General features: G+C 48.3%; 17 protein-coding genes. All 17 read left to right on the plus strand.

Annotation, left to right across the window (positions count from 1 at the left end; translation table 11 throughout):
* The first annotated feature begins 110 nt into the window (after positions 1-110).
* Positions 111-338, plus strand: coding sequence for a type IV pilin protein (locus tag JZM60_RS12295; RefSeq protein WP_207162740.1), 228 nt, complete (start codon positions 111-113; stop codon positions 336-338).
* A 42-nt stretch (positions 339-380) separates the two neighbouring features.
* Positions 381-773 (plus strand): hypothetical protein, encoded by a 393-nt coding sequence (locus JZM60_RS12300; RefSeq protein WP_207162741.1) that lies wholly within the window; start codon positions 381-383, stop codon positions 771-773.
* 102 nt (positions 774-875) lie between these two features.
* The gene (locus tag JZM60_RS12305) at positions 876-2,606 is read left to right on the plus strand and encodes a tetratricopeptide repeat protein (RefSeq protein ID WP_207162742.1); all 1,731 of its coding nucleotides are present in this window, start codon (positions 876-878) and stop codon (positions 2,604-2,606) included.
* 2 nt (positions 2,607-2,608) lie between these two features.
* Complete coding sequence (locus tag JZM60_RS12310) at positions 2,609-3,400, plus strand: ABC transporter permease (protein WP_207162743.1); 792 nt, start codon at positions 2,609-2,611, stop codon at positions 3,398-3,400.
* Positions 3,401-3,408: 8 nt separating this feature from the next.
* A complete protein-coding gene (locus JZM60_RS12315; RefSeq protein WP_207162744.1) occupies positions 3,409-4,275 on the plus strand; it encodes a hypothetical protein in 867 nt (288 codons plus the stop codon).
* Entirely contained in the window at positions 4,276-5,190 is a 915-nt protein-coding gene (locus tag JZM60_RS12320; protein WP_207162745.1) for an ABC transporter ATP-binding protein, read from the plus strand. It abuts the gene before it with no gap.
* Positions 5,187-6,059: a decaprenyl-phosphate phosphoribosyltransferase gene (locus JZM60_RS12325; protein WP_241426249.1), complete on the plus strand. Its 873-nt coding sequence runs from the start codon at positions 5,187-5,189 to the stop codon at positions 6,057-6,059. Before JZM60_RS12320 ends, JZM60_RS12325 begins: the two co-directional genes overlap by 4 nt.
* Positions 6,052-6,939: a glycosyltransferase family 2 protein gene (locus JZM60_RS12330; protein WP_207162746.1), complete on the plus strand. Its 888-nt coding sequence runs from the start codon at positions 6,052-6,054 to the stop codon at positions 6,937-6,939. Before JZM60_RS12325 ends, JZM60_RS12330 begins: the two co-directional genes overlap by 8 nt.
* Positions 6,917-8,011, plus strand: a complete 1,095-nt coding sequence (locus JZM60_RS12335; protein WP_207162747.1) for a radical SAM protein — start codon at positions 6,917-6,919, stop codon at positions 8,009-8,011. The genes JZM60_RS12330 and JZM60_RS12335 overlap by 23 nt, the downstream gene beginning before the upstream one ends.
* Positions 8,012-8,016: 5 nt before the next feature.
* The gene (locus JZM60_RS12340; protein ID WP_207162748.1) at positions 8,017-9,330 is read left to right on the plus strand and encodes a radical SAM protein; all 1,314 of its coding nucleotides are present in this window, start codon (positions 8,017-8,019) and stop codon (positions 9,328-9,330) included.
* A 5-nt stretch (positions 9,331-9,335) separates the two neighbouring features.
* Complete coding sequence (locus JZM60_RS12345; RefSeq protein WP_207162749.1) at positions 9,336-10,124, plus strand: ABC transporter permease; 789 nt, start codon at positions 9,336-9,338, stop codon at positions 10,122-10,124.
* Positions 10,125-10,128: 4 nt separating this feature from the next.
* A complete protein-coding gene (locus tag JZM60_RS12350; protein WP_241426250.1) occupies positions 10,129-10,824 on the plus strand; it encodes an ABC transporter ATP-binding protein in 696 nt (231 codons plus the stop codon).
* A complete protein-coding gene (locus tag JZM60_RS12355) occupies positions 10,817-11,644 on the plus strand; it encodes a class I SAM-dependent methyltransferase (RefSeq protein ID WP_207162751.1) in 828 nt (275 codons plus the stop codon). The genes JZM60_RS12350 and JZM60_RS12355 overlap by 8 nt, the downstream gene beginning before the upstream one ends.
* A gap of 67 nt (positions 11,645-11,711) precedes the next feature.
* Positions 11,712-13,013 (plus strand): radical SAM protein, encoded by a 1,302-nt coding sequence (locus JZM60_RS12360; RefSeq protein ID WP_207162752.1) that lies wholly within the window; start codon positions 11,712-11,714, stop codon positions 13,011-13,013.
* Positions 13,001-14,089 carry a glycosyltransferase gene (locus tag JZM60_RS12365; RefSeq protein ID WP_207162753.1) on the plus strand — a complete coding sequence of 363 codons (1,089 nt, stop codon included), beginning with the start codon at positions 13,001-13,003 and terminating at the stop codon, positions 14,087-14,089. The genes JZM60_RS12360 and JZM60_RS12365 overlap by 13 nt, the downstream gene beginning before the upstream one ends.
* Positions 14,089-15,078, plus strand: coding sequence for a glycosyltransferase family 2 protein (locus JZM60_RS12370; RefSeq protein ID WP_207162754.1), 990 nt, complete (start codon positions 14,089-14,091; stop codon positions 15,076-15,078). Before JZM60_RS12365 ends, JZM60_RS12370 begins: the two co-directional genes overlap by 1 nt.
* Positions 15,079-15,269: 191 nt before the next feature.
* Positions 15,270-16,505: an ATP-binding protein gene (locus JZM60_RS12375; protein ID WP_207162755.1), complete on the plus strand. Its 1,236-nt coding sequence runs from the start codon at positions 15,270-15,272 to the stop codon at positions 16,503-16,505.
* Positions 16,506-16,558 lie beyond the last annotated feature (53 nt).

Genomic DNA, 16,558 nt, shown 5'->3' on the forward strand with positions numbered 1-16,558 from the left:
TGGCCTGGCTTTTGCTTTATATGATGCATCGTTTAAGGACTAAACGGGTAATTGGCCAAGTATCCTAATTCCAGGACGCACCAGAAGCACACACAGGAAAGGAGATGCACATGTTACAGAAACTCAGGAACAAGAAAGGCTTCACCCTCATCGAACTGCTGATCGTCGTTGCGATCATCGGTATCCTCGCAGCGATTGCGATTCCGCAGTTCTCGGCTTATCAGGCCAAGGCAAAAAACAGTGCCTCGAACTCGGATACCAAGAACCTCAAGACTGGTATGGAAGCGTATGGGGCCGACAATGCAGGCGCGTACCCAGGTGCTTTGTCTCAGGAATAATCGGGTGAAAACAGTTCTGTACACAAGAAAAGGAGAAATACAATGAAAAAAATATCATGTGCACTTGCATGCATTGCCGTGATTGCATCTTCTACTATCGCTTTTGCTGCCCCGTCCGCTCTCAGTTCGGGAGCCGTTACAACGAGCACTGCAGGTCCGACCATTCGTGGGGGAGCAGACGCTACTGCTGCCCAGAGCACCACGACAGGTGTAATAATCGGGCGCCTTTCTAAGGGCGTAAAGACGGTTATTAACTTCACTCCGTCGGCCTATGCGCTGGCAACAAAGCATGACGGCGGAACGAATCTCTATGGGACAGCCTTCAACTCGACTTCCATGTATATGAAGGCTGTAGGGTCCACGGCACTTGCATCTGGCGACGTGAGCGCGACAGACAGTGCTTCCTTTGCTGGTGCCGGCTGGACAGCAATGTAAAAGACTTGCAAATCTGTCTCCCTGAGCGGGATGCCGTCAGGCATCTCGCTCTTTTAATTTTTCAAGAGACAGCTATTGCCATTGTGACGATGGAGAATGACTGTGGGGAACAGGATAACTGAAGGCTATTTGCAGCTACTCGTAGTGTTTATTATTCTAGCCGTCTATTATCCTGCTATTTTTTCACCGTTCAATTCCATTGACGACATGAAAATGGCCAATGGCCTTCTGAACATGGGAGAATTCAGCCTTAAGGATTTGTTTTTCCCCCATGCCTATGCCCAGTATTACCGTCCACTGGTTGGGCTCAGTTTTATCGCGGATAAATATCTCTGGGGTATCGAAGCAAGTTTCATGCATCTGGAAAACATAGTGCTGCACGGGTTGAATGCGCTTGCGGTATTTGTCAGCTCGCGGCAGATTCTTCGTGATAAAGGAGTTGATTCTCCTGGTGCTGCTCTTTCAGCAGCTCTTTTGTTCGGATTACATCCCGTCAATACAGAGGCTGTGAATTGGATTTCCGCCCGGACCGATCTACTTGCAGGGTTCTTAGTTTTTTTATCATTAATACTGTTGCTTAAATCTCGTTTCTGGTCATCGTCTTTGTATGTTGTTCTGGGAGGAGTACTGTTTCTGGCAGGATGTCTTGCCAAGGAGACAGCACTCTTTTTGCTTCCAGGGATACTGATTTGGTGCCTGATACAACCAATAGATCGTCATGAACTAATTGCAGGGCCTATACGCTTCTTCAATTGTTTTGTTTTGCTTGCTGCTGCGGCTGCGTATATGGTGATGCGAGGGGTAGCTCTTAGTGGTGGCGACAAGATCGTTTCGGCTGCGGCAAACATTTCACAGAACGAACCATCGCTGTTGTTCGTGGACGCTGTAAGCATTGCTTTGAATTCGCTCGGCTTTTATGTCAAAAAACTGTTTTTGCCTGTCCCTCTCAATTTCGGGATTACGAGCATATCTCCACATTATCTCTGGCTTGGCTTGATCGCGCTTGTCTTGATGGCCTACGTTGCGTATCGTCGCACCGTCGTATCGTACCTTCTGTTTCTAGCATTTTGCTCGGTTTCTCCCGCTCTATTGCTTCCACTCTTCAAGATTACCTGGACCCCGTTGGCCGAGCGTTATCTGTACATCGCTTCCGCGCCTTTTATTATAGCTTTGACGGTTTCCTCGATTGATTTGTTCAATAAATTTCGTGTTGCTGATCGGCAAATACAGTATGGGGTGGTCGCTCTGCTCCTCGTGTTGACGAGTATTACGCTTCAAAGGAACTTTGTCTGGCAGGACAATTTAACGCTTTTCGAGGATACGGCAAAAAAATCTCCCGGGTTTACTGCTGCAAAGAACGAGTTGGCTGTCGCCCTGAGGGACAAGGGGAGAATTGACGAAGCAAATTCCATCATTAGGTCCAATGAAGTTGGGGAGTTCCAACCTTCTTCCCTAAACAGAATCAGGTTGCTCGTTGAGGAGGGAAAGCTCGATGAGGCCAATGCACTTGTGCGTGACAGGCTGAGCAGACCGAGCGATTATCAGCGCGAGATTTGGGAGTTGTTTTTGTCCGTCTCTGATGCAAGGCGGTCACGAATGATCGATGAAAAGTCGAAAAATGAAACCGATCGGGAAATTGTGAGGGCTTTTGAGAAGTTGATTGCCCTCACCAATGACCCGTTTTATTATTACCGCCTTGGTTATGTGCAACTTCGCCTGAATGACCGAGCGGCGGCGCGGGATTCCTTTCAACGAGCTTGGCGGGGAGCGCCACCTGATGCTCTGTACCGTGCAGCGGCACTCACTCTGACAAACAAGCTGGGGAAGGAGTAAGCATGTTTGATATCATCGCGGTAACTCTCAAGGGCATCATCAGAGACCGGGTTTTTCACGGAATTCTCATGGTGGCGATTATATTCCTGTTCATACCAACGGTTAGTTCGTTGTCGATGCGACAGGTGACAGAGCTGTCGATCACTCTTTCGCTTTCGCTCATATCGTTAATTTTATTGCTCCTCTCGGTTTTTCTTGGAGCGACTTCGCTCTGGAAAGACATGGAGCGTCGCTATACCTTCAGCGTCATAAGTCTTCCCCATTCACGGAGTGCGTACCTGGTCGGCAAGTTCCTGGGAGTAGCCGTTTTCATTTTCGTGACAATGATTCTGCTCGGCACGGTGTCCATGGGGGTGATCTGGTCTGCCTCGCACATCTACCCCTCAGAGCGTCCGATAATGTGGGGAATTGTTGCGGGGAGTATCGTCCTGGAGGCTCTCAAGTACATACTTCTCGTTTCCTTTGCCTTTCTCTTTTCTACGGTGAGTACATCATTCTTTCTTCCCGTTTTCGGCACTATTTCAGTCTATCTTGCCGGCAACGCTTCTCAGCAAGTGTATGATTATCTCAATTCTCCGGCATCTCAGGCATTGCCACTGTTTGCTCGAAAGGCAGCCTTGGTGCTCTACTACGTGCTTCCCAATTTCAGTGCGTTCAATCTGAAGGTCAACGCCATCTATAGTATTGCAGTGCCGCCACAAGGTATACTTATTCCACTGGTGTACTGTGTGGTTTATTCGAGCATTCTTATGATTGTCTCCTCGTTGATATTTTCCCGTCGCGAGATGGTCTGAAGACTGCCATGAAACGAACCGCCTACATAGTCTTGCCGCTGCTTGTGCTGATCTATCTGGCTACGGTAATTTCCCTGACAGATTACATGCGTGGGAAACCTTTTATCGAAAAAGTTGGTTACATACCGACAGTAAATACCATGAAGGTGATGTCGGCTGATCATCGTGAGGCAGCTGGTGCATGGCTGATTATGAAAGTCCTGTTTTATTACGGAGGGTTGTTGGAGAAGGCCCAGAACAAGATTCAAGTGCCTGTAGATTATCAGGCCATGTCGCGGACTCTGCATGCGGCTCTCAGGCTGGACCCGTATAATATGGACGGTTACTATTTTGCACAGGCAATTCTCGCTTGGGATGCCGGCCAGGCGAAGATCGCCAACGATCTGCTTATATACGGCATGAAATACCGCGACTGGGACTGGTATCTGCCGTACTTTGCCGGTTTTAACAGCGCATTTTTCCTGAAGGATTACGCTGGCGCTGCTATGTACTATCAACGGGCGGCTGAGCTTTCGGGGGAACCGCTTTTTCAGTCTTTGGCGAGCCGCTATTTCCATGATTCGGGGCAGACGGATCTGGCGATCTCATATCTTGGCGCGATGGCAAAGAGTGCGCGAAACGAATCGGTTCGCAAGACACTGTCTGTCCGCAGGCAGGCGTTTATGGAGGTGAAGCGGATCGAAGTCGCGCTGGAGAAGTACAGGCAGGATTTCGGAATGCCGCCTCAGGCGATTGAAGTGTTGGTTAGCGAAGGTTATCTGACTGCTTTGCCGAGAGACCCCTACGGAGGAACCTTTTGTCTTGCACCGGAAGGAAAAGTGATGAGTACGAGCGGCTTCTCTTTCTCAGGGGCTGCCAAGGGGAAGGAACACTAGATGGCAGCAATCGAAATTGACAAATTGTGCAAGGTCTTTCGAACAAAGAAATTCGGTAAGGTGGAGGCTCTTTCCGATCTTTCTCTGACAATTGCATCCGGAGAAGTTTACGGTTTTCTTGGCCCCAATGGTGCCGGTAAAAGCACGACGATCAAGACGATCATGGGGCTCATCGCTCCCACTTCAGGAACGGCCCGAATCATGGGGCAGAAGATCGAGAGCCCCCAGGCGCGAGCCCATATTGGCTACCTGCCCGAGAATCCGGCATTTTACGATTATCTCACGGCCGAGGAGTACCTGAAGTTTGTCGGCCGATCCTTTAAAATGAGTGATGAAGACATAGCCGTTCGCAGTGAGGCTACGATCAAGTTGCTGGATCTTTGGGAAGCACGCAGGCGCCCGATACGGGGATATAGCAAGGGGATGGTCCAGCGGGTCGGGCTTGCCCAAGCACTCATCCATGACCCCGATGTCTTTATTCTTGACGAGCCGATGAGTGGTCTGGACCCTGTCGGGAGGGCTCTGGTCAAGGAGATCATTCTTGAACTCAAAAAAGCTGGGAAGACAGTTTTTTTCAGTACTCACATTACTGATGACGTGGAAAAGGTATGTGATCGCGTAGGGGTAATTGTCGGGGGGAAATTGCAGTACGACGGAAACGTCGAGGAGTTGTTGCGTGACGGTACAGAAGGATATGTATTGCAAGTCCGAAACATTCCCGAAGGTCTTAGTTGCGCAACCGTCAGTAGGGCGATTGCTCACGGCGTTGTTGAAATCGTCTTGAAGCGAGAGGATTTGAATAAATCAATGACTGAGTTGGTCGCTCGCGGGGGGAGTATTGAACGAATCGAACCCCAGCGAAAAAATTTGGAATCGTTTTTTCTCGATATTTTAAAAAAGAAGGGCAATCGGTGACCATACAAGAGGTGCGACAGGGGTGGCCAGCTATTGAGATGGTGCGACTTCTTCGGCCTCAACAATGGCTCAAGAATCTTCTTTTACTCTTCCCAGCGCTTCTGGGGGGACAGATTCTCGTTAAGGGTCTAATCTCACAATCACTTGTACCGATTCTTGCTTTCTGCCTATCTTCAAGTGCCACATATGTCATTAACGATATTATGGATGAGGAGCGGGACAAGAATCATCCTAAAAAGCACCTGAGACCCTTGCCTTCTGGCTCTATTTCTCGCGTTGTTGCGGGAGTTTTTGCTTTTTTCTTGGTGACGACGGGACTATTGCTTGGCGGATGGTGCGGACAAAAATTTTTCTTATTTTTGTTAAGCTACCTTGTTGTCTCGACGCTGTATTCGATCAGGTTCAAGAACTATCCGGTTATTGACATATTTTGCATTTCAACAGGCTTTGTTCTTCGGCTTATTGCAGGAGGGATTGCAACCGGAGTCGCTGTTTCGCACTGGTTGTTTCTGAATGTTTTTCTCCTTTCAGTGTTTCTCAGTACCGGCAAGCGGCTTTCCGAGAGCCATGCGCTGGGTGGCAGGGCGAAGGAGCATCGTATGAGTCTGGCTCATTACCCAAAGGGATTTCTGGAAGGCATTCTCTACATGTGCGGTGCTGCGGTGCTTGTAACTTACACGGTCTACACCCTGCAAAAGCCGAATCTTGTTTATACTGTCCCCCTTTGTACGTTTGGTATTATCCAGTTTGCTCTGCTGGCCAACTCGGGTAAATCAGCTGATCCGACCGAAGCGTTACTTAAGAATCCTGCCATTTTATTAATCAGCCTTACCTGGCTTGTTATGGTGCTGTGGACTTTGTATGGTTGATGGTAATCGTCCGCAAGTTTCAATCATTATTCCTTTGTACCGAAGAACAGGGTGGATCGGTAAATGCCTTGCCGCGCTTTCGTGCCAGAACTTTGACGGTATCTTTGAAGTTATTGTCATTGATGACGGCTCGCCTAATAAAGAAGAAATAGAAGGGCTTGTCGACGAAGCGCGGCAGTTTCTTGGCGAGCGTCTCTCGTTTGCACGAAAGGAAAATGGCGGTCCGGCCGCGGCGCGAAACTTCGGGGCACGGTTTGCTTCAGGCGAATTGTTCTGTTTCCTTGATGATGACTCGGTGCCCGACCCCAGCTGGCTTCGAGAGATTGTCCGATCTTTCGGCGAATCTGGTGTTGGCCTGGTTTGCGGGCGAACTATTGCCTATCAACGCAAAGCGGCACTACCTTTGCTTCTGGAAAGAACAGTTTACTCAGGTAAGTGCTGGGCCACGAACAATATAGCCTATCGTCGAGATGTGTTCGAATCTCTAAATGGTTTTGATGAAGCATTTCCCGAACCGAGTTGGGAGGACAATGATCTGGGGTTGCGCGCCCGGTGGGCCGGTTTTAGGCACGAGTATAATCCGCAGGCTCTCATTTTTCATCCACACGAAGAGACCATCGACGAGTATCGTCTGAAGTGTCGGCTTAATGGGCGCGGTGCCGCAGCGTTCAGTCGCAAATATCTGTTCAGAAAGCCGTTATGGGGCCTTGCGACTCCATTTCTGATGTCGAGGCGCCTTGTCTATGGAATATTACCGTCGGTGTGGCGGGGCGGGCTGACCGAGCAGTATGTTCAGTTTCTCTGGTCGCTCTTCTCGCTTCAGGGCTTTTGGGGAGCATGTTGGAGCAATAAGGCATATGGAAAGAACCAGAAGGGTTAAAATAGTTACCGGCCTTAAGTGCAATATACGGTGCGTCTTCTGCTACTACCGCGATAATCTCGATGCTCCGAACCGGGATATGGGCGACATTCTGCGCGATGTTGCTTATGCGGTTCGCCGAGGAGTCAAAGAGATCGACTTTTCAGGCGGGGAGCCGACGGTACATCCTGATCTGCCTCGTCTGATCGCTGAGGTCAAGCAGCAGGGTATTAACCGTGTGTGTATCATTACCAACGGCTGGCGCCTTGCTGAACGCTCCTATCTCAAGCAGTTGAAGGAGGCCGGTCTTGACGAGATTCTTTTTTCTGTCCATGGCCATACTGGGGAGATACACGATACCCTTACGTCTACTCCGGGAAGTTTCAACAGGCTGCTCAAGGCTCTTGGGAACGTCACGGCGGAAGGGCTAATATTAAGGACCAATACGGTGGTTAATAGCCTCAATGTTCATGATCTTTCGGGATTGGGGCGCCTATTACTTGAATATGAACCGGCTCAAGTCAATTTCATCACCATCAATGACTGGTGCTTCGCGAAACACTTGGTGGACAAGTTGATGGTTCGGTATTCCGAAATGGCCCCTGCTCTCCGCGGGGCGTGTGATCTGCTGGCGCCACGGATTGCTGCGGTGAACGTGCGATACATTCCTTTCTGCTTCATGCAGGGGTACGAACGACATGTCTGCAACCATCGCCAAGTCAGTTCGGATCCCTACGAGTGGGTTCCCCGGGTTAGGGCGCGCCTTGAAGAGGGGACGAGTGTCTGGCGCTATCTCGGGATTCTGGGATACGGGTTGTTTGCCTGTGGCGCGCTTTGGTCTCTTGGTCGTAATTCGCTGGCAGATATTCTTGACCAGAGTGTTGTGGAAGGGCTGCGACGCTGGTTCTATACCAAGCGAGATGAATGTGGGCAGTGTCAATACCGTGAGCTTTGCGACGGTGTTGAGAATACCTATGCCAGCCAGTTCGGCCTCGATGAACTCAAGCCGTTGCCTGGCAGCGCAATTACTGATCCGGTGCATTTTCGTAGTGGGGCACAGATGTGCTGCAGATCCGGGACAGGAGAGGCCTGAAGGTCATGACTCTGGCCGCGCAATCGTCACAGCAACGGTTTAAGCTCTTGCGACAAGCGTTGTTATTAGCAACTCCGCCCGCTGTTACTGATGTGGGGTGCCCGGAAACAACCACTGAGCGCACCCTGACACGCCGTGGGGTTCTGTGGCTCGGGCAGACCTGTAATCTTCGCTGCTCGTTCTGTTATTTCGCCGATATGGTCGCTACTGCTTCCCATCCGGAGCATTCCTTCATGTCACTAGAAAAAGCTAAGGCGATCTGTAGAACCCTTGTCGATTTCTATGGCAACACCGCTTTGGATCTGCAGGGGGGTGAGCCGACGATCTATCCTGGGATACTTGAGCTCGTTGCCTTCTGTCGAGACATTGGACTGGCTCCGACGCTCATTACGAACGGCCTACTCCTTGACGACCAAGAACTCTGCCTTCGTTACCGGGATGCGGGAGTGAACGATTTTCTGGTCAGCGTCCAGGGACTTGGTGAGGTCCACGACCGTCTCGTGGGGGTCACCGGAGCCCATCGTCGGCAGATGACTGCTCTACGCAACTTGCGAGAGTTGGCAATCCCGTTTCGCTTCAATTGCGTGATGTCCGGTCCGGCCTTAAGCCAGTTGCCAGATATTGCCTTACTGGCCCGGGAAACTGGTGCACGGGTTGTCAATTTCATCACCTTCAATCCATTCGCAGATCAAGGGAGAAACGGGAGACGCACTTCTGACAACGTGCCTAGCTATAGTGAGGTTAAGCCGTTACTTCAGTCAGCTCTGGAGATTCTTGAAACAGCGGGCATCGAGGTAAATGTCCGCTATTTTCCGTTCTGTATGGTTGAGGAGCGCTACCGCCATCATGTTTACAACTTTCAGCAGCTTTCCTATGACCATTGTGAATGGGATTTCGCTTCTTGGGGGTGGACAGGGCTTAAGCCTCAGAGAACGCGGGACGGACAGCCTTCGCCTCCTGTGGCGCTCAACGCTTCGCCCGGGCTGACCCGCGCGAAAGAGATCTTCAAAAAGCTCGCAGAAGCGAGGCTGCTCAAACCGCTCCTCTACAGCGGTTATCGAATTGTTAGCCGGGTACTGGCGTCATCGTGCGCAAACCCTGCTGAGCTCTATCGGCGCGTGGCGAAGATACATGCTGATATCCATTGTGAGTATCGTTACGGAGAAGCATGTCAAACCTGCAATCTGATGACTATCTGTGATGGCTTTCATGGGGATTATGCGGAGATTTTCGGTATGGATGAGGCGGAACCGGTTCATTCTGCAGGGCGTGTCGATGATCCGACTTACTATATCTCACGGCAGGCGAAGGTACTGTGAAGGTCATGTCGATCCTTGATGACATCAAAAAACTCCATGCCTTTCAGGATCTTCTCCTCATCTATGTCTGGAGGGAGCTGAGCATCCGCTACAAACACACCGTTCTGGGTATCGTCTGGGCGGTTATCCAACCGCTCTGCATGATGGGACTCTTCACTGTGGTGTTTACGGTTATCATGCCGACCAAAGTGTCAAGCTATCCCTACCCCGTATTTTTCTACACTGCACTGATTTCGTGGAATTTTTTCGCGTCATCCCTCCAGACGGCGATCCCTTGCCTTGCAGAGAATTACAATTTGGTTACGAAGATTTATTTCCCCCGTGAGATACTCCCTCTGTCAGGCGCTGGACTGGCATTTATCGATTTCCTTATTGCCGGTCTTCTATTGGTGCCGCTCTATCTCTATTTCGGAATCACTTTCACTTGGCAGATGCTTTATGTTATTCCGCTCGCACTCCTTCTCATCCTTTTTACGATCAGCACCTGCCTTGTTTTTTCAGCAATGAACGTTTATTACCGGGACGTCAAGCTGTTGATGAATTTTCTGGTTCAGCTCTGGTTCTTCGCGACGCCGGTGATCTACTCGCTGGATGCAGCACCCATGGGACTTAAGCTAGCTCTGCTCTGTAACCCGCTGACCTTTATCATCGAAAATATGCGACGCTGTCTTCTTGAGGGAAGGGGGGTTATCCTCTGGCAACTTGCAGTAATGGCGGTTCTGGTCGGCGGATACGCCGTCTGTTCTTATCGTGTCTTCAAAATTACCGAGAAAAAGTTTGCCGATGTTATCTGATCCAATGCTGACAATGGATGGGGTCTGGAAGAAGTACTCCCGCGACGCAATTTTTCATCGCTCGCTGAGGGAGGACCTTTTGAATGTGTTTACCCGTCGTTTTGATAATGTGCTCGGAGTTAACGACTTTTGGGCGCTGAGCGACATTTCACTCTCGGTGGCACCAGGAGAATCGGTTGGTCTTTACGGACACAACGGTGCAGGAAAAAGCACGATTCTCAAGCTCCTCTCTGGGGTCACTCATCCGACCCTCGGTTCGCTCAACGTTCGAGGTCGTATCGCCCCGCTCATTGAAATCGGAGCTGGCTTTCATCCCGACCTCACGGCCAAAGAGAACATCTACATGAACGGCGCAATCTTGGGAATGAAAATTCCTGAGATAAAGGCAAAATTTGACTCTATTGTTGATTTTTCCGAACTTTCTTCCTTCATCCAAGTGCCGGTAAAAAAATACTCCTCTGGTATGTACCTTCGTTTAGCGTTCTCCATTGCTATTCACAGTGAGGCGGATGTGTATTTAATTGACGAGATTATTTCCGTGGGGGATACCGAGTTTCAGGATAAATGTATTGATAAGATCATTGAGCTCAGATTCAAAGGTAAAACTTTGATAGTCATATCTCATAGCCACGACCTAATGCGGCGAGTTACTGATCGGATCATCTATTTAGAAAAAGGAGAGGTGGTAGCTCGTGATTAGTACACTGAAACATTTATATGGTGTCCTAAAATGGAAAATTGCTAAGAATACGACAAGATGGCAGCTCAATTGCATTTGTTGTCCTGTTTGTAAAAGTAAAATGCAACATGTTGACAGTAATACTCGTTTTAATATCGTTTGCTGCACTTGCTGTGGTCATGCTACCACCAGTATCCAGCTTAATGAGTCCGAACTAGATATCCTTTATGATGGACTCAGCTATTGGCAGAAGGATAAAGGCCATCAGGGTATCATAAATTTTTGGGAAGGAAACTGGGATGATTTTTTAAGGCCAAGACTTGAGTCAATCTATGACCATGCCAAATTTAGCGATATTTCGTCGAAGAATGTTTTAGAAATAGGATGTTCTGAGGGCAAATTACTTCACGAGCTTAATAATCGCGGTCACAAGGTTCTTGGATTTGAATGCAATAAGACTTTGGCTGAAATGGGAAGCAGGGCTTTTTCTTTACCAATTAAAGGAGAGAGATTCACTGCTGAAAAACTCGAAGGAGAAAAGTTTGATCTAGTTCTTGCATATCACACTATTGAACACGTGGCTAATGTGGGCAAAATTGTCAGCGATCTCAGCACGGCTACAGCAAGAAACGGAAAGCTTGTTGCTGAGCTGCCTATTGAAACTATATATAACAACCCTGACCACATACATTATTTTACTGAAAAATCGATCCAAATTTTATTTTGCGTATATTACAGCAAGGTTGAGATTGTCAGAAATGGATTTATTGATGGCAAAGGAGATTATACTAAATCAGTTTATGTGATTGCTAGCAATCCAACTGGCATGAAGTATAATTAATTGTGTTTTTAAACTAATTGATAGAATCTGTATATTAACTGTATGGGATGAAGAAGGTTATAGAATTATGAATGAATTTAAGAATAGTCAACGTAGGGTTATCACTCGCCGCGGTGTAATCTGGCTCGGACAAACCTGTAATCTACATTGCCATTTTTGTTATTTTCTCGATAGAATCAAACACCAGAGTCATCCGGAACATCCTTTCATGTCGCTGGAAAAGGCTAAGAGAGTTTGCAAGACACTTGTAGACTTTTATCACAATAATTCCATTGATATCCAAGGCGGAGAACCTACCATCTATTCGGATATTTATGAACTTGTTATGTATTGTCGCGAAATTGGGCTGTTGCCGACTCTGATTACCAACGCTCTGATCCTTTCCAACAAGGATGCCTGCTTGAAACTCAAGGATGCCGGTGTCCGCGATTTCCTGATCAGTGTTCACGGGCTTGGAAATGCATTTGATACTATTGTTGGTGTCAAGGGCGCTCACGGTAAACAAATGAGAGCTCTAGACAACCTGGTCGATATCGGTGTTCCGTTTCGATTCAACAGCGTTCTGTCAAAATTGGCACTGCCCCAACTTTCGGGAATCGCGCGTCTGGCAGTGGAGAAGGGAGCTAGGGCAGTAAATTTTATTGCATTCAATCCGTTTGAGGACCAACGGAAAGAAGGGAAGCGATCTGATAAGAATGTCCCGCGCTACCGTGACGTTTCCGGACCCCTCGTCGAAGCCCTCGACATTCTCACTGATGCAGGCGTAGAAGTGAACGTCCGCTACTTCCCCTTCTGCATGGTTCCCGACCGCCACTGGAAGTCAATTTACAACTTCCAGCAACTTACCTATGATATTCATGAATGGGACTTTGCATCGTGGTCTTGGACGGGAATGAGGCCGCAACGGATGAGGGATGGTGATCTCTCTCCGGTGATAAGTCTTGAGGAAGCCAGCTATACGCCAGTGAAGTATCCTGGAGTCATCCAGCACGCTGCGGAGAGGTTGCACGCTGCGTTTTCCTCGTCCCCGCGTCTCCTTTCTGCGGCGGAATCTATTAACCGGAAACTTTCTTCGATGGTGCTCAGAAAACAAGAGGAATCGGCATCTTGCCTCGATTCTCGCGAACAGCTCTATCGGACTAATGCCAGGCTTCGTGCGGAGAGTCATTGCGGGTATATCTATGCGGAGAGATGTCGATCGTGCTCTCTCAAACAGGTCTGCGATGGTTTCCACGGTGATTATGCCGCGCTGTTCGGTGCTGATGAGGCAACGTGCATTGAATTGCCTCAGAGTGTTGACGACCCGAAGCATTTTATCGGTAGCCAATGGAAGGTGGTAGAGGAGGAGGATTTTTATTGGGCGCTTTAGGATTTGTTTCATTGCTTGAAGATGTCCGTCTGGAGGGTGTTGCAGCGCGTGACCCCTTTGTTACTGTGATTGTAACCAATTACAATTACGGAAAGTATGTCGCAGATTGTCTCCGCTCGATTGCACGCCAGACTTACAGCAATTTCAAGTGTATCGTTGTCGATGACTGTTCGACGGACGATTCTCCGGGCATTATTCAAGCGTTTATCTCAAGTGGTGAGGCGGCAGGGCGTTTTACATTCGTACGACATGAAACCAATCGAGGACAAATGGGTGGTTTTGTCACCGGATTGCATCATGCAGAGGGTTCTTTTGTTGTTTATGTTGATGCCGACGACCTGCTTCTAGAGGATTTCATTGAGGCACATCTGTATGCTCACGCCCGTTTTGAGCCGGTTGCGTATACGAGTTCAAATCAATATCAGATCGATGAGTACGGGGAGATTGTCTCGGGCATACATTCTGACCACAAAGCTAAGGGCCGGTTCAAATACGTAACGAGTCGTCCGATCTATCATCCGTATTGGGTATGGGCGACCACAAGTTCTATGATGTTCAGACGCTCGGTTCTGGACTTGATTGTTCCTGGCAATACGGACACCTATCGTATATGCGCTGATAATTATATTTGCCATTTTGCTAACTTGGTTGGTGGCTCATTGCTGATCCCTACGGTTCATGGATGCTATCGCCGGCATGGCAGTAACCACTTCAGTTCCAATCGAATTCTCGGTGGCGACCATCCCACTGGAGACATGGAGAGGCACCCCAAGCATCACGAGATTCGCTTGGGAATATTTGCTCATCTTTGTGAGAAAAGTGATTGGTTTATTCCCGCGCTTTCAAAAGGCAAGTTTCTTAAAACTGTTGCAAAGACGGTGGGTCCGGCTGAACTTCTAAAATTCGCCTCAAAACTTCCGCCAGCATTTCCTGTCAGGCAGGCAGCAACTTTATGCCTGCTTCTGAGAATGGGGGAAGTTGTCAGGCTTGTTCGAGCCTTTGTCATGCCACGCACAGGTTGCTTGAAACATCAATTCAGTGGCGATGCCGACATTCTGCGGTTGCCGGGAGAGTGATGCCTTACAATCCCTTTATCAGTGTAGTAATTGCAACCTGCAACAGGGCAGACTATTTGAGGACCTGTCTCAATTCAATTGTAAATCAGACCGTTCCTCGGCACCTTTTCGAGGTGATTGTGGTAAACGATGGGTCGACTGATCAAACTGCTAAGGTGCTAGAGGAATTTGTTGAAGCCGATGCAGTCAATCTTAATGTCATTCATCAGCCTAATGCCGGCGTTTCAGCGGCCAGGAATGCTGGTGTGGCAACCGCCACTGCCCCTTATATCGGTTTCACTGACGATGATTGCATACTTCCACCGAATTGGCTTCAGAGGATCATAAACACCTGGGAGAGCGTAGAAGGGGATATTGCCGGTATAGGTGGACCGCTTGACACCGTGATTGATAATGGTGATTCGTTAGCAGGACACTTCATCCGCTACCTCGATGAGTTTAACTATATTCCTGTTATTACTCAGTTGGTTGTACGACCGGTACACGTTACCAAACTTAAGGGTAACGAAGAGATTGCATATCTGAGAACGTCAAACGCGTCTTTCAAGAGGAGTTGTCTTGAGAGTATTAATGGGTTTGATGTGTCTTTCAGGCGTCCTGGGGGGGAAGATCCTGATCTCTGTTATCGACTTATCGCGTGTGACTACCGGTTTCGTATTATCTCTTCTCTTGTAGTATCGCATCATTCGCGTGAAAGTCTGGGGGCCTATTTCAGAACCCTGCGAAATTATGTAACCGGTGATGTAAAAAAGAGCCGAAAGCGCCATATGTATCAGCATCCTGTGATAATTAGAAGTTATGCACTTCTTCCTCTCCAGAAACTCATGTCATTTTTGCTTTCTATAATTGCATTTCCTTGTTCAGTTTACAAATTGGCTCGCGATGGTGCATACACTCCATTTGAAGCACTAATTTTTCCATTTATCGTAATTTTATCGAAACAGTATGCTTTTTTTGTGAGTATTAATGTAATTTTTCAGAAGCATTGAAAGGACGTCCGGGGTCGGACCAAGCTAAATAATTGATACACCGCTGTTTTCTTTCGATATTGGGGCTCATTTCCCCCTTAGAACCATCTTTTCACCGTTAAAAGCGAGCATTTAAGAAGATGGCCCCGGTGATAGTATTGCAATACTAAAAAAATATTGTAAAATAGTGACCTATTCCTATGGGGGCCACTATGCTTGATGAACTTTATTCCTTAAGCCAGACCTTTCTGCATCTGCGCAACCGCAGTTTTCATCGCTATTTCCTGCAGGAAACACCACTTACCAACCGTTTTTCCATTATTGTCGGCCAGCGTGGCATCGGCAAGACTACAGCTATGACGCAGTATCTGCTGGAGCAGGCAAATGGTGACCGTTTCTCGCGGCATATACTGTATCTACAGGCAGACCATTTTCTTCTTTCGCGAACTTCCCTGTATGACATTGCCGAAGAATTCTATGGACTGGGGGGGAAGCTGATCTGCTTTGATGAGATTCATAAATATCCGGATTGGTCACTGGAGTTGAAGAGCATATTTGATACGTTTCCTGATCTCAGGATGCTTGCTTCCGGCAGTTCGGCACTGGAAATAGCCAAAGGCAGCCACGATCTGAGTCGACGAGCCCTGTTATACCGGATGCATGGCCTGTCGTTTCGAGAGTACCTGGGGATGTATTGTGATATCCATTTTGACAAGGTCTCACTCAATGAGATCCTTGCGAACCACCAGCGGATTGCTGATACCGTTGTTGCAACCCTTGCCGGGCATGATCGTAAGGTTCTCGCATTGTTCAAAGAGTATCTGGCAACCGGATATTATCCATATTTTAAGGAGTTTAACGACAGAGGACAGTTCTACCTGACTATTGAACAAAATGTGCATACAACGCTTGAGGCTGATTTGCCTGCCATTCATCAAAACTTGAATGGCGTGTCTGTGCGTAAGATAGAACGTCTTCTGGCGATTGTTTCTTCACTGGTTCCCTATACTCCTGATATGAAACATCTGAAGAATATGCTGGATATTGGCGATGAGCGCACACTTAAAAATTATCTCAAACTCCTTGAGGATGCCGGCATTCTTCGGACTGTCTCCAGGAGCGGCAAGGGATTAAGGGCGTTGGAAAAACCTGAGAAAATATACCTGAATAACCCGACGCTGTATTATGCCCTTGCAGGGGGGGCTGCCCCGGATAGTGGTGCTGTCCGGGAAACGTTTTTTCTTGCCATGGTGAGTGTCGCTCACCAGGTGCGTGTGCCGGTAAAGGGTGATTTTCTGGTGAATGACAGTGTGACGTTTGAGGTTGGGGGAAAGAATAAAGATTCCTCGCAGATACAAGGGCTTGAAAACGCTTGGCTGGCTTTGGATTCTGTCGAGATCGGTTCTGGGAGCAGAATTCCATTGTGGTTGTTTGGATTTTTGTATTGAAAGCCTTGAACCTTAATGCATCCACAAATGGGAGGCAGCATGGCTGTTCCTGC

Origin of the sequence: Geobacter benzoatilyticus, assembly GCF_017338855.1 — a bacterium.
Taxonomy (GTDB): Bacteria; Desulfobacterota; Desulfuromonadia; order Geobacterales; family Geobacteraceae; genus Geobacter; species Geobacter benzoatilyticus.